We start from the raw sequence: 14,326 nt of genomic DNA on the forward strand, positions 1-14,326 counted from the left end.
GTTGCGGATCAAAGCGAATCCTTATTATTTTTTCAAATTTTAAGCAATACCATTGGCAGAATTTATATATTTTAGTGACCGTTCAACTAAAAAAAGGCAGATGTTAGCAGCGGTTTTGTCGGGTTTGATTGTATCCATTTTATACATTCCATTTGGTAAGTACCTCAAGGACAGACTCTCCATTTGCGTATCATTTTTACCGATTGCCCTGTTTGCTTACTTTGCCAGTTTTATTCCAACTATCCGCGACGGTGGACATATTACCTTTCACTACCCGTGGGTCCCGTCCCTGGGAATCAATCTTGATTTCCATTTAGATGGGCTCTCCCTTCTTTTCAGCTTATTGATTACCGGCATCGGTTCGCTGGTATTTCTATACGCCGCGCCCTATCTTAAGGGCCACCGTTACCTTGATCGTTTCTATGCCTACCTGAGTTTGTTCATGGCGGCGATGCTAGGTTTGGTTCTCGCCGACAATGTACTACTGCTGTTCATCTTCTGGGAACTTACCAGCATCAGTTCCTTTTTCCTGATCGGTTTCAACAACGACAATGCCGACTCGCGCAAAAGCTCATTGATTGCATTAGGAATTACGGGCGGTGGTGGATTCTTATTGATGGCCGGCTTGATTTTGATGGGCCACCTATCGGGCAGCTATTCCATCCAGGAAATGCTCGGTGCAAACGAGTACCTGAAAGGCCATGCCTTATATGGATGGATATTGGCACTGGTGTTTGCCGGTGCATTTACGAAATCGGCCCAATTTCCTTTCCATTTCTGGTTGCCGGGGGCGATGAAAGCCCCTACGCCGGTGTCGGCTTATTTGCATTCGGCCACGATGGTGAAAGCGGGCATATACCTGCTGGCCCGTCTCAACCCCGTGTTGGGCGGCACAGATTACTGGATGTACCCACTGGTCATCATCGGTGGCGTCACCATGCTTTACAGCGCTTTCCATTCCCTGTTCCGGACGGATCTGAAAGCCATATTGGCTTACTCAACCATCGCTGCATTAGGCATACTGGTCTTTCTCATCGGCATCGGCACCCCCGAATCGTTACTGGCGGCATCGGTATTTATCCTCGTGCATGCGTTATACAAAGCTTCGCTATTTCTTACCACGGGAGTGATTGATCACGAGACAGGCACCCGTGATGTCACCCGGCTGTCGGGCTTACGCAAGGTGTTGTGGCCGCTTTCCATTGCCGGGATACTGGCTGCGTTATCGAGTGCGGGTGTCCCGCTTACCTTTGGCTTCATCGGCAAAGACCTGATTTATGAAGCGACGCTACACACGGTGGGTGTGTTACCCATCGTCCTTACCGCCCTTGCGCTACTTACCAATGTCCTGGTACTGTATGCAGGTTTTCTCGCAGGGATTAAACCATTTACCGGTCCGCTTCCACAAAATCTCACGCAGGTCCATCTGCCAAATGCCCTGATGTGGGGCGCCCCCTTGGTATTGGCGTTGTTGGGCCTGTTATTTGGCTGCCTCCCTTTTCTGGCAGACGATGCGTTATTAAACCCTGCGGCCCATGCGATGCTGCAGGCGCCCATCGGTACTTCGCTGAAAATCTGGCATGGCTTCAATACGGTGTTGCTACTCAGCGGTATTACGTTGGTGTCCGGTGTGTTGCTGTATGTTATACGAAAACCTTCCCAGCGAAGCTTGGCTTCGATCGAACGATTCAACGCTTGGTCGCCCCGCCATCTCTTCGGCAAGGTTGCCCAGTATTCAAAAGCATTCTCCCGTCGTTATACGCACACCCTTCACAATGGCTTTTTGCGGGTATATTTGCTACGTATTATCGTGTTTGCCGTCTTGCTGCTCGCCTTCCGGCTGTTTACCGGCGGACCGATTCGCTTGACATTGGATCAACTTTCTCCTGTCAGCGTGTACGAAATCATTGTGGCGGCGATTCTCATTGCAGCCATATTCCTGGCGGTCACCACCTCATCACGACTTACGGCGGTAGTAGCCACCAGCGTCATCGGTTACTGCATCTGTCTCCAGTTTGTATTCTACAGTGCACCCGATCTGGCAATGACCCAATTTTCCATTGATACACTCACCGTGGTGTTATTCGTGTTGGTACTCTTCAGGCTTCCTCCTTTTCTCAATTTGGCCAATCGCTTGACCCGAATACGCGATTGGACGGTTGCCTCGGCATTCGGTGCCGTGATTTCGCTGATCGCCATCCAAGTGCTGAACCAGCCTTTTGACGGAGCGGTAAGCCGTTTCTACGGAGACAATGCCTATACGCTGGCCAAAGGCAAAAACGTGGTCAACGTAATCCTCGTCGATTTCAGGGGGTTCGATACGCTATTTGAAATTGTAGTGCTGAGCATTGCGGCCATCGGCGTATTCAGTTTATTGAAATTAAGGCTTAACGCATCGGAAAAAGAATAATATGAACAGCACCATTTTAAAAACCGCCTCCAATTACCTGCTGCCCATTTTGCTGCTCTTTTCCATATTTCTGCTACTACGGGGTCATTACCACCCCGGTGGTGGATTTGTAGGTGGACTTATCGCTTCTATCGCCTTTGTATTGCATAGCTTTACTCACGGCACCGATGCCACGCTGCGACTGCTCCGTATCCACCCGGGCTCATTAATTCCGGTAGGTCTTGGGTTGGCGGCACTCAGTATGTTTGCTCCGATGCTGGGTGGCCAGCCGGTCATGACGGGGCTGTGGCTGGAAGAACCCCTGCCGGTAATCGGCATGGTCGGTTCGGCGTTATTTTTTGATCTGGGGGTATACCTGGTGGTTGTCGGAGTGGTACTCACCATTTTGTTTACCATTTCTCAATACAGCGAATAAGCATGGAAATTGTACTGGTCCTTTTAATCGGCATTCTGTACGCTTCGGGCATTTTCATGCTTCTCCGCAGGAGTATGGTTAAACTGTTGATCGGGCTTACGCTACTAGGCAATGGAGCCAATCTCTTGATTTTTCTACTCGGAGGGATTACCAAAGGAAAGCCGCCCGTCATTGATACCGCTGCCAAACTGTTTACCGATGTGTATGCCGATCCCGTCCCACAGGCGTTAATTCTGACGGCCATTGTCATCAGTTTCGGACTACAGGCATTTGCTATCGTTTTGTTAAAACGTGTTTATGTGTTGGTCAATTCGGATGACCTCGACGATTTGAATACACCGGAGGAAGAAGACATATGACAGACAACACACTTATTTTTCCGGTACTCGTCCACTTGTTTACCGCCATCGTAACACTATTCTTTTGGCGGAAAACCGTATCGCAGCGCGTCATCAGCATCATGGGCAGCGTGGTTGCGATGGGGGTATCCATCGAGCTCTTTGCCAAGGTATGGACCGGCGGCATTCTTACCCTGCAGGCTGCCGGCTGGGATGCACCTTTTGGCATCTCCTTCGTTGCAGATGTATTCAGCAGCAGCATGGTCTTGCTCACTTCGTTTTCCGGATTTGCCGTATCGCTGTATTCGGCTACAGGTGTCGCACGCGGGCGGATGTTATACGGCTATTTTCCCATCTTCCATTTTTTGCTGATGGGGCTTAACGGCGCATTCCTTACGGGGGATATTTTCAATCTCTATGTATGGTTTGAGGTGATCATCATCGCGTCGTTTGTACTCATGACGTTAGGAGGCAGAAAAGCGCAGATCGAGGGTTCGGTCAAATACATGGCGATGAACATCCTGGCTTCGACATTTTTTCTTACCGGCATCGGTATTTTGTACGGCATTACGGGCACGCTCAATATGGCCGACTTATCCCTGAAAATCGGCGCACTGGAAAACCGCAAGCTGGTGGATATCACTGCCATTTTTTTTGTGATCGGATTCGGCATCAAATCCGCCGTATTCCCGCTATATTTCTGGCTCCCCTCCTCCTATCATACCCCCCCGTCGGCCGTAGCCGCAGTATTTGGCGGCTTATTGACCAAAGTGGGCATTTATGCGTTGTTCCGTATTTTCACACTGATCTTCATCCCGGATGACTTTCTCAGCACGTTATTGATAGTGCTAGCCATATTTACCATTCTGACCGGCACATTCGGTGCGGTTATCAAAAACAACATCCGGCGCGTATTCTCATACCTCATTGTCTGCCACATCGGTTTCATGATAGGCGGATTGGGCATGTATTCAGAAATTGCCCTTACCGGGGCGTTATTTTACCTGTTTCACGACATCTTGGTTAAGACGAACAGCTTTCTCATCGCCGGCCTCATCCGGAAACTGCGTGGCACGATGAACATGGATAAGCTGGGTGGACTTTATGCGGAATATCCACTGCTTTCCTTATTGATGGCCATTGTATTATTCTCGCTAGTGGGTATACCACCCCTATCTGGATTCTGGCCAAAAATTTACTTGTTTGAGGCGGGGTTTATGGACCATCACTACCTACTGATCGGAGCCATTATCATCGGCAGTTTTGCTACGCTGTATGTAATTACTAATCTGTGGGCGAAGGTTTTTTGGAAGGATCAGACAACCGCAACCGGCGAGGAACTACTTACCGACGATTTCAAGCCCATGACCCGTTTTCGGAAAGCATTATTGGTCACTCCCATCGCCTTTTTAGCGGCGATTACCCTATATATTGGTTTGGGGGCGGAAAACATCACGTTGGTGGTTCAGCATATCGCACGTGAGATGAAAGATCCTTCGCCGTATGTCGAAGCTGTTTTAGGAACGAATGTATCACCCTAATATAGGATATCATGGTCAAACAATTTTTGATGAATCTCTTGCTTGCCTTTATTTGGGTAGCCTTGACGGGGGTGCTATACTACACCAACTTCCTGTTTGGTTTTGCTGTCGGATTTTTCCTAATGTGGTTGATGAATCGCAACGAGAGCGATCACCGCTATTTTACGCGAGTACCAAAAATCATTGGGTTTTTCCTGTATTTTCTCTACGAAATGATCAAGGCCAACATACAGGTTGCCTACGATATGGTAACTCCGAAATTTTTTATGAAACCGGGAATTGTCAAATACCCGATGAACGCAAAAAGTGAGGTCGAAATCAACTTGCTTTCCACGGTTATTTCGCTAACACCCGGCACGTTGATCCTTGATGTGAGTGAAGACCGGAAGGTACTGTATATACACGTTATGTATTTAAAAAATAAGGAGCAGTTTATCCAGCAAATCAAAGACGGCTTCGAACGGAAGTTACTGGAAATCTTACGATGACACTGAGCGCTTACATAGATTACGTGATTCTGCCCATTCTGGGGTTGTCCTTGTTACTTGTTTTTATCCGGCTGGTCCGCGGACCAAGTGTGGTAGATCGTGTTGTCGCACTGGATTTGCTAATTACCATTGGCGTAAGCGTTATCACCGTATATAGTATCAGTACACAGAAATCGACCCTTATCGATGTGGCGATGATTCTTGCACTGATTGCTTTTTTGGGCACGATTGCCTTTGCATATTATTTAGAAAAGAGAGGAAGAAAATGACAGCAATTTTGATCGGCATTCTATGCACCATTGGTGCGCTGGCCATACTCATTGCGGCGATCGGTATCTTACGGATGCCAGATTTTTACCTACGTCTGTCCGTCACCGTAAAAGCCGCTACCCTGGGTGGCGGACTGTTACTGCTGTGTGCAGCGTTCTATTTTCCCGACGAGGTTTCCGTGACAACCAAAGCATTGGCCATTATTTTTTTCCTGACGCTTACGGCTCCTGTCGCCGCCCACCTCATTGCCCGGGCGGCCTATTTCATTGGTACGGAGCAATGGAAAGGCACCGTACGCGACGATCTCGCGGGTATGTACGATAAAGAAACGCACACACTCGGCAGTGGAAAAGAATCAGGGGGCGACTAGTCCACAAAAACCAGACATACTGGTACAGGTACAGCAATGCGATGTCCTGTATCCGTAAGCAAGCCGGTTTCGAGGTCGCGCGCAAATACGACCACTTCATCGGTGTTTTGATTGGCTACCAACAGGTATTTGCCATCCGGCGAAATCGTAAAATTCCGGGGTCCACCTCCCAGCACCGATTGGTTTCCTATTTTAGCGAGTGTGCCGTCTGCCGCGTTTACCCGATAAATAGCCAACGTATTCGCATCTCCGCGATTAGAGGCGTAAAGGAATTTGCCATCGGGTGATAAGTGAATATCGGCCGCACCATTTTTACCGGAAAAGCCATCTTCGTTCATCTCCACTTCCTGAACGGCTTCCAACCGTTCATTCTGTTGCCGGTAAACCATCACTTTGGCTGTCATTTCCTGCACTAGGTACACCCTACTGCCATCAGCAGACTGCGCAATGTGCCGCGGACCGCCACCCGGAGCACTTTTTACAAAAGGCTGCGCCGCCGGAACCAACGGATCTCCCCCTCCTGTCGGTTTGAAATCATAGATATTGATTTTATCCGTCCCTAGATCCTGTATGTAAATACGTGTTTGGTCGGGCGTAAAAAAGGCCGAATGTACATGCGGAGCCTGCTGTCTGCTTTTGTCCGGGCCACTTCCCTTTTGTTGGATCATCTGTTTGATCGGGCCGAGACTGCCATCATGTTCAATGGGGAATACGTTGACGCTGCCTCCGCCATAGTTTGAGATGACAACATGGCTACCGCGGCTATCCGTCGTTACGTGGCAAGGTCCGCCTCCCTCCGTCAGCTGTTGATTCAGCAAGGTAAGCTTTCCGGTAGCCTGTTCATAGGCATACGCGCTAGCCGCTCCCTCACCATCCCCATTTTCATTGGCTGCATACACATACTTCCGATCGGCACTGATGGCTAGGAAAGAAGGATTTCTGGACTCCGTTATGCTCTTCAGCGTAGTACTGCCCGTAGCCGGGTCGAAAGTATATACATAAATACCTTGGCTTTTTCCATTATTTGTATAGGTACCGATCAACAGATCAATCGGTTGGTGTTGTGCAAAAATCATGGCAGGCAATGCTAGTAAGAGAAATGTAATAGCTGTTTTCATCGAACGGGTGATAAATAAGGATCAATAATAACAAAAATTGCGGATATTCTGGCGTACCGTGCAAAAATCCGGTTTGCTTGCGAAGCTGGCCTTAACCGTTTAAAAATCTCGCAAAGACGCAAAGGAAACCGCTTTGCTTCTTTGCGAGAAAACTGAAGCCTGCGCATCCCGTGAAAGTTTACCTAGTCGATCCCCAACAGCCGTCGATTGCTGGCCTCGTCGGCCGCTCCACCGGCAAAATCGTCGAACGTTTTGTCCGTCACGCGGATGATGTGATCCTGGATGAATCTCGCGCCTTCGCGGGCTCCGTCTTCTGGGTGCTTCAAGGCACATTCCCACTCCATTACCGCCCAACCTTCGAAGTCGTACGCCGTCAGCTTACTGAATATCGCTTTGAAATCCGCCTGCCCATCGCCAAGCGAACGGAATCGACCAGCACGCTCTACCCAGCCCGAATAACCGCCGTATACCCCCTGCTTACCCGTGGGGTTGAACTCTGCATCCTTTACATGGAACATCCGGATGCGCTCGTGGTAATGATCGATGTAAGCCAGGTAGTCTAAGCATTGGAGCACAAAATGTGAGGGATCATACAATAGGCATGCTCTTGGATGATTATCTACTTTTTCCAGGAAACGTTCGTAGCTTACGCCGTCGTGCAGATCTTCGCCTGGGTGAATCTCGTAGCATACATCCACTCCGTGCTCATCAAACACATCCAGTATCGGGCGCCAGCGTCTGGCCAATTCTTCAAATCCCGTATCCACTAGTCCCTGTGGGCGCTGAGGCCACGGATAAACCGTATGCCATAAGAGTGCGCCACTGAAGGTACCGTGTGCATTCAAGCCCAGGTTGGCAGACGCCTGAGCGGCGTATTTCAGTTGCTGCACCGCCCACTCGGTCCGGGCCTTCGGATTGTTGTGGTACTGCGCGGGTGCAAATCCGTCAAACAGCTGATCGTATGCCGGGTGTACGGCCACTAACTGCCCTTGCAAGTGCGTAGATAGTTCGGTGATCTCCAGACCGATCTCATTTGCCAACCCTTTAATTTCATCCGCATACGTCTTACTCTCGGCAGCCTTTTGCAAATCGAAATACGAGGTTGCCCACGTCGGAATCTGAATACCCTTGAATCCCAAACCCTTTGCCCACCGGCAAATTGCCTCAAAAGAATCAAACGGAGGTTGATCGCCTAAAAATTGTGCCAGGAAGATCCCCGGTCCTTTTATTGTCCGCATCTTTGTCTATTAAAATAAAACCATCATTTTCTATTTATCACACCGTAAAAGGAGTCCACTTTTCATTGCTTTCGCTGCTGTTGACCACATTATCCAAAAATGCCATTCCGCGAACACCGTCGTCTACCGACGGAAAATCGTATCCTGTGTCTTCTTCTCCTGAGAGTTTTGCCCGCAACGCATTTGCAAACAGTTTGTACAGGTTAGCAAAGGCTTCGAGATACCCCTCTGGATGCCCCGCGGGAGTACGGCATAACGAGGCCGCTTCAGCCGACAGACCGGCTCCGTTTGCGCGGTAGATCTGCGTAGGTTTATCCAACCACCTTACCTGCAAGGTGTTGGGTTCTTGTTGATGCCATTCCAACCCTCCATTTTCGCCATAGACGCGGATTTTCAACGCATTTTCTTCGCCTGCAGCTACTTGCGAAGCGATCAGCACCCCACTTGCACCGTTATCAAACTGCAACAGCACATTGCCATCGTCGTCCAATTTCCTTCCTTCCACGTACGTATACAGCGAGGCACAGAGCTGCGTAGTCTGCAGTCCCGAGATAAACTCAGCCAGATGCAATGCATGCGTGCCAATGTCGCCCATGCAGCCGGCTTTGCCTGATTTGGAGGGATCTGTACGCCAGGAGGCCTGCTTGTTGCTATTGTCCTGTTCCCGGCTAAGCCAACCCTGCGGGTATTCCACATAAATTTTACGGATTTTGCCCAAGGCACCGTCGCGCACCAACTGTCTGGCCTGCCTGACCATCGGATATCCAACGTACGTGTGGGTCAGTAAAAACAGCAGTCCCGTCTCATCCACCTTCTGTTTAAGTTGTTTGGCTTCCGCCAAATCAAAGGTCATCGGCTTGTCCAACACGACGTGAAATCCGCTTTCTAATGCGAGCATTGCCGGCCCGAAGTGGACGTGATTCGGCGTAACAATACTGACAAAATCCATGCGTTCGCCTTCCGGCAACTCACGCTCCCGTTCAATCATCTCCTGAAAACTCCCATACACCCGGTTTTCCGGAAGAAACAGTGAACGCCCACTTTCTTTAGACTTCGCCGCATCCGAACTAAACGCACCACAAACCAGTTCAATCTGATTATCCAGTTGCGCGGCTATGCGATGTACTTCACCGATGAAAGCACCCTGTCCACCGCCTACCATTCCCATTCTTAGTTTTCGATTGACCCTGTTATTGACCATATTTTACTAATTTTAGTTAACTTTTCTGCTATCGTTGGCATTACCTTTGGTTACCGTATCCAAATTGCGTTGGAACGCCGGTACGCAAAAATAGCATTAATGCTCAAAAAACCACATGTTGCACGAAAGATTTTACGATCATCGCCGTACGTTAATCGAATCCATCGCCTTTTATGAATAAATTGTGTTAAAATTGGTTAAAATCCCATCCCATTGACCACAAATATGTACATTAGCCTCTTGAATTATGTAAAATGATGCCGTGTTGCTTGGAAACTAGATGGTTAGGGTGTTTATATCAATCGCTGTCCTTTTTGCATCGTTGCTGATGGCATGCCACCGTGAAAAGCCAAAACCATTGGCACGGTCGTTTGACCGGTTTCTCTACCCCGAAGATTTGCAAGGGGTCGTTCCTGCAGGTATTACGGGTAACGACAGCATTCAGTTGGTGAAAGCGTACGTAGAGCAGTGGCTGCGCCAACAGGCATTATTATATTATGCCCAACGCAACATCTCGATCAATACAAAGCGCCTGGAAGCTCAGGTGGAGGAATATAAAAACGGGTTGATCGTGTATGAATATGAACAGGCACTGGTGAGTCAGAAGCTTGATACGGTGGTTACGGAAACGGAAGTTCGTAACTATTATGCGACCCGTGGGGAGCTATTCATGCTGAAACAGCCCATATTGAAAGTTTCTTACATTCGGTTGCATACCGATGCACCTGAATTGGACCGGGTAAAGCGTTTGTTTTTATCGACGAATTTCGAAGAACAGGATTTGCTGGAAAAATATTGTGCCCGGTATGCAACGGAATACAGCCTACGCGATACAACCTGGCGGTATGCACATGATTTAGTAAAAAAATTGCCCCTTTCGCGTATTGGCGAAGAGAACTATAGCCGTACCGGGCGAATTTTTGAAATAATTGAAAATAATGAATTATATCTGATAATTTTGCACGATTCGAAATTCAGGGACACGCGCTCGCCGTTGTCATTGGTCTATGACAACATCCGCAACCTGATTTTGAACAAACGTAAAATAGATTTGGTTGACCAAATGCAAAAGAGCATCGTAGCAGATGCCCGTAAGAAAAACAACATTGAAATATATAACTAAATGAGTAGAAATCGCTGCATTTTTCTGTTTTTGACGCTAGTAACATTTTCCTATCAGGCATGGGCCCAAGAAGCCAAAGTAATTGACAAAGTAGCAGCCGTAGTGGGTTCCAACATCATCCTGCAGTCGGAAATCGAGATGCAATATGCTCAATATCTTGCCCAAGGCAATAAAGCCAACGAAGATTTCAAATGTTACATCCTGCAACAGCAACTCACCCAGAAATTATTGGCTCAGCAAGCCGCTATTGACTCGATCGACGTGAGTGAGGGTGAGGTGGATGACAACATCAATTCCCGCTTGCGTTACATGTCCAACCAAGCGGGCGGACAGGAACGGCTCGAACAGTTTCTTAACCGTTCGTTGCTCCAATATAAGGAAGAAATGCGCCCGAGCGTATATGAGCAACTGAAAGCCAATAAAATGCAGCAGGATATCGTATCGGGTATCGACGTGACTCCCCTTGAAGTAAAACGTTATTTTGAGTCGTTAGACACAGACAGCCTGCCTTATTTCAATACCGAAGTAGAAGTAGGCGAGTTGGTTATCTTTCCGCAGCTTACCCGTGAGGAGAAGCAGCAGTTCCGCGACCGTGCCGAAGATTTGCGGCGCCAAGTGGCGGAAGGAGCTGATTTTGCGACGATAGCCCGTTTATATTCACAAGATCCTGGATCAGCTCCGTACGGTGGCGACTTGGGCTTCAATACCCGTGATGGCTTTGTTAAAGAGTTCTCGGCTGTTGCCTTCCGGCTCAAGCCTGGCGAGCTTTCTCCGGTATTCGAATCCGAATATGGTTTCCACTTTTTGGAAGTATTGGAGCGCCGTGGCGAAGAAGTCCGCACAAGGCATGTTCTGATACAAATCAAGCCCACGGCCGCCAGTTTAGCGCGTGCCAAAACACACATCGACAGCATCTATGAGCACGTGGTTGACAATAAACTTGATTTTTATACCGCAGCTACGCTCTACTCGGACAATAAGGAAACGAAATATAACGGAGGTATGCTGCTCAACATGGAAAACCAGCAGAGCCGCACTACCATGATACCGGCAGATAAACTCGATGCTTCGGTTTTTACGGCAATTGACACGCTGCAACCCGGACAATATTCCCGGCCTGCGGAATTTACTGACCGGACCGGGAAAACGGGATACCGCTTTACTTATCTCAAATCACGGACCCCACCCCACCAGGCCAATCTCGAACAGGACTTCGCCAAAATCAAAGAAGCCGCCCTACAGGACAAGATCAATCGCAAATTAAGTGAGTGGTTCGAAGGCCGACGCAAAGTGACCTTCATCAACATCAATGAGGAATATCATGACTGCGATGATCTGAAGATTTGGTTGAAAGAACAGGGGGATACGACCGTCGCGAAGCTTTGATGGTGCGAAGTTGCAGAGAGGCGAAACTGCGAAGTTGCAAAGCTAGCTGCGAATCAGCAACTTTGCAAATCAGGACTCCGCAACTAATCACGCTTCAAAGAGCATTTCGATAATTACCCGCCATTGAAAATCGGGTTGCAATTGCCAAATCCGGACGTAATTGCATTTCAATTGTTCGGTTTTCATTGCTACGGTGGCAGTTCCGTAAGAATAGGCGAGTTCCCCACTGTAAGACCGGTTTGCAACCAATGATTCGGCTTGAATGGCCATATCCTGCTTTTTCACAAACGACAAGATATTTTCTTTCCCCACAATCGGCGTATTCCACGGAAAATAAAAGCGGGCGTCGTCTGCCAGAAATTCACCGTAAGCAATGGATGCGTCCGATTTCAATACAGCAGAAAGTAATTGGTCGTTGCTAAGTACAATTTCCTTGCGTTGTTGAATCCGTTCTTTGGTTCTAAACCTGGTATAATCCGCATCGTCGGGCTCGATGTAACTGAGTTCAGCTTCTTCTTTGCCTCCTTTGTGTTCGATCTGCGCGCGCAGGTTGATCTTCCAGTTGCCTTTGCGGTCGCGATGCCACACGGTGAGATATTCTCCATATCGTTTTATCGCCCCAACACGTTGAAAAGAGAATGGTCCTGCGGTTACTCCCCACTCCATACTTTTAGCTACCGCAGCGAAGGCGGGCTTCCATGTCATCACGTCGGGGATGTTAGGCCGATTGTCCAGGTATTCCAACGCTCCTACGGGCGAAGGGGTAAAAAACAATGAATTATCATCAACGATTGATCGTAATGCCGTATAGGGCCCCTTAGCTGCCGAAAGCCGGGCAGCCGTCCGATCTGCAGCCAGCAAACTGCCTACCTTTCCGAGTACCTGTGCAGCAACGGGGGTCGCCAAAAAAAGAAAATAGATGGATACACAAATCCGGGTAATATCTTTCATAACCTATCAAATCTTATTCCAAAGCGTCCCCTCTTTGCTGTCCTTGAGTTGGATACCCATCGCATTCAGTCCTTCCCGTATGCGGTCGGACATCGTATAGTCTTTATTTTGTTTGGCTTCATTACGAAGCCCGATGATGACTTCCAGTAATTTTTCAAAATCATCGGATCCGGTGTTGTCATCCAAGAGACCCAGCACATCGTGCACAAAATGCTGCATCAGGGTGTTTAAATTTTCCAATGAGGACGGATCAATCGTTAGTTTACCGTCATATACACTGTTGACAATGCGGACGGCCTCAAACAATTCTGCGATTAAGACAGGGCTATTGAAATCGTCGTTCATCGCGGCATAGCACCGCTGTTTCAGCGCATCTACATCGCTATTCCCTTTCTTACCCGTCGCCTTAAGCTTAGGCAGTAACGCCATCGCATTCATCAGCCGTTTGTATCCTTTGTCCGCCGCATCCAACGCGTCATTCGAGAAATCGAGTGTACTCCGGTAGTGCGCCTGCAACATAAAAAAGCGCACGGCCATGGGCGAGTACCCCCGTTTCAGCAACGGATGAGAACCACTGAAAAGTTCGTGGGGCAGAAAACCATTGCCTGCAGATTTGGACATGCGCGTGCCGTTTACCGTCAGCATGTTGGTATGCATCCAATATTTGGCAGGCTGGGTGTGGTTGCAAGCCTGAGATTGCGCAATTTCATTGGTATGGTGTGTTGCAGCAAGATCCATTCCGCCCCCATGGATATCAAACTGATCGCCCAAATACTTTCGGCTCATTGCCGAACACTCGATGTGCCATCCCGGGAAACCTATTCCCCACGGCGACGGCCAACGCATGATATGTTGCGGTTTAGCTTTGATCCACAAGGCAAAATCGAGCCGACCCCGTTTTTCGTCCTGCCCGTTCAATTCACGCGTATTATTCAGCAAATCATCCAATTTCCGGTTAGTAAGAACGGTGTAATCGTATTCCTTCACGTACTTTTCTACATCGAAATATACCGTTCCATTTACCTCGTAGGCATAGCCCTGTTCCAGGATATGTTGGACCATGGTAATCTGTTCGGAAATATGGCCGGTAGCGGTCGGCTCAATGCTGGGCGGTAACGTATTGAACAGCCGTAGTACCTCGTGGAATCCCAGCGTATACTTTTGGACAATCTCCATGGGTTCCAGTTGCTCCAACTTAGCCTTTTTGGCAAACTTGTCATCTCCCTCGTCGTTATCGCCTTCCAGGTGTCCAGCGTCCGTAATATTACGCACGTAACGAACTTTGTAGCCCAGATGAGTAAGATAACGGAATATAAGATCGAAAGATACAAACGTGCGGCAATTCCCCAGATGCACGTCGCTGTATACGGTGGGGCCACAGACATACATCCCCACAAAGGGCGGATTCAGTGGCTCGAACTTCTCTTTTTTTCTTGTTAACGTATTGTAAAGAACCAAACGGTTATCCATGGGCGCG

Annotated in this window: 14 protein-coding genes; 9 read left to right on the forward strand and 5 right to left on the reverse strand. The window is 48.6% G+C overall.

The window, feature by feature from the left end; all coding sequences use genetic code 11:
- The first annotated feature begins 100 nt into the window (after nucleotides 1-100).
- Genes BMZ56_RS15855 through mnhG form a run of 7 tightly spaced genes read left to right on the forward strand, consistent with a single transcriptional unit; the run spans nucleotide 101 to nucleotide 5,832 of the window.
- A complete protein-coding gene (locus tag BMZ56_RS15855) occupies nucleotides 101-2,410 on the forward strand; it encodes a putative monovalent cation/H+ antiporter subunit A (RefSeq protein WP_090628344.1) in 2,310 nt (769 codons plus the stop codon).
- Between the two features lies 1 nt (nucleotide 2,411).
- Complete coding sequence (locus tag BMZ56_RS15860; protein WP_090628345.1) at nucleotides 2,412-2,825, forward strand: Na+/H+ antiporter subunit B; 414 nt, start codon at nucleotides 2,412-2,414, stop codon at nucleotides 2,823-2,825.
- 2 nt (nucleotides 2,826-2,827) lie between these two features.
- Nucleotides 2,828-3,184 (forward strand): Na+/H+ antiporter subunit C, encoded by a 357-nt coding sequence (locus BMZ56_RS15865; protein ID WP_090628347.1) that lies wholly within the window; start codon nucleotides 2,828-2,830, stop codon nucleotides 3,182-3,184.
- Nucleotides 3,181-4,704, forward strand: a complete 1,524-nt coding sequence (locus BMZ56_RS15870; protein ID WP_090628348.1) for a proton-conducting transporter transmembrane domain-containing protein — start codon at nucleotides 3,181-3,183, stop codon at nucleotides 4,702-4,704. Before BMZ56_RS15865 ends, BMZ56_RS15870 begins: the two co-directional genes overlap by 4 nt.
- Nucleotides 4,705-4,715: 11 nt before the next feature.
- Entirely contained in the window at nucleotides 4,716-5,192 is a 477-nt protein-coding gene (locus tag BMZ56_RS15875; protein ID WP_090628350.1) for a Na+/H+ antiporter subunit E, read from the forward strand.
- Nucleotides 5,189-5,461, forward strand: a complete 273-nt coding sequence (locus tag BMZ56_RS15880) for a monovalent cation/H+ antiporter complex subunit F (protein WP_090628351.1) — start codon at nucleotides 5,189-5,191, stop codon at nucleotides 5,459-5,461. The genes BMZ56_RS15875 and BMZ56_RS15880 overlap by 4 nt, the downstream gene beginning before the upstream one ends.
- Nucleotides 5,458-5,832 (forward strand): monovalent cation/H(+) antiporter subunit G, encoded by a 375-nt coding sequence (mnhG, locus tag BMZ56_RS15885; protein ID WP_090628354.1) that lies wholly within the window; start codon nucleotides 5,458-5,460, stop codon nucleotides 5,830-5,832. The genes BMZ56_RS15880 and mnhG overlap by 4 nt, the downstream gene beginning before the upstream one ends.
- Here mnhG and BMZ56_RS15890 read toward each other — a convergent pair.
- The 3 genes from BMZ56_RS15890 to BMZ56_RS15900 all read right to left on the reverse strand — a co-directional run bounded on the left by BMZ56_RS15890 (nucleotide 5,829) and on the right by BMZ56_RS15900 (nucleotide 9,389).
- Nucleotides 5,829-6,950 carry a lactonase family protein gene (locus BMZ56_RS15890; RefSeq protein WP_218146584.1) on the reverse strand — a complete coding sequence of 374 codons (1,122 nt, stop codon included), beginning with the start codon at nucleotides 6,948-6,950 and terminating at the stop codon, nucleotides 5,829-5,831. The genes mnhG and BMZ56_RS15890 overlap by 4 nt on opposite strands.
- Nucleotides 6,951-7,132: 182 nt before the next feature.
- Nucleotides 7,133-8,188 carry a sugar phosphate isomerase/epimerase family protein gene (locus tag BMZ56_RS15895; protein WP_090628355.1) on the reverse strand — a complete coding sequence of 352 codons (1,056 nt, stop codon included), beginning with the start codon at nucleotides 8,186-8,188 and terminating at the stop codon, nucleotides 7,133-7,135.
- Between the two features lie 37 nt (nucleotides 8,189-8,225).
- Nucleotides 8,226-9,389 (reverse strand): Gfo/Idh/MocA family protein, encoded by a 1,164-nt coding sequence (locus tag BMZ56_RS15900; protein WP_245893258.1) that lies wholly within the window; start codon nucleotides 9,387-9,389, stop codon nucleotides 8,226-8,228.
- A gap of 289 nt (nucleotides 9,390-9,678) precedes the next feature.
- Between BMZ56_RS15900 and BMZ56_RS15905 the strand changes: the two genes are divergently transcribed.
- Together BMZ56_RS15905 and BMZ56_RS15910 are read left to right on the forward strand one after the other, a co-directional pair.
- Entirely contained in the window at nucleotides 9,679-10,512 is an 834-nt protein-coding gene (locus tag BMZ56_RS15905) for a hypothetical protein (RefSeq protein ID WP_143072942.1), read from the forward strand.
- Nucleotides 10,513-11,898 (forward strand): peptidylprolyl isomerase, encoded by a 1,386-nt coding sequence (locus BMZ56_RS15910; protein WP_090628359.1) that lies wholly within the window; start codon nucleotides 10,513-10,515, stop codon nucleotides 11,896-11,898. It begins immediately after the preceding gene.
- 87 nt (nucleotides 11,899-11,985) lie between these two features.
- Here the strand turns inward: BMZ56_RS15910 and BMZ56_RS15915 are convergent, their stop codons facing one another.
- Nucleotides 11,986-12,849, reverse strand: coding sequence for a YybH family protein (locus tag BMZ56_RS15915; RefSeq protein WP_090628361.1), 864 nt, complete (start codon nucleotides 12,847-12,849; stop codon nucleotides 11,986-11,988).
- Between the two features lie 6 nt (nucleotides 12,850-12,855).
- Nucleotides 12,856-14,319, reverse strand: coding sequence for a cysteine--tRNA ligase (cysS, locus tag BMZ56_RS15920; protein WP_090628362.1), 1,464 nt, complete (start codon nucleotides 14,317-14,319; stop codon nucleotides 12,856-12,858).
- Nucleotides 14,320-14,326: the final 7 nt, after the last annotated feature.

It is taken from the genome of Parapedobacter indicus, from assembly GCF_900113765.1.
GTDB classification, from domain to species: Bacteria; Bacteroidota; Bacteroidia; order Sphingobacteriales; family Sphingobacteriaceae; genus Parapedobacter; species Parapedobacter indicus.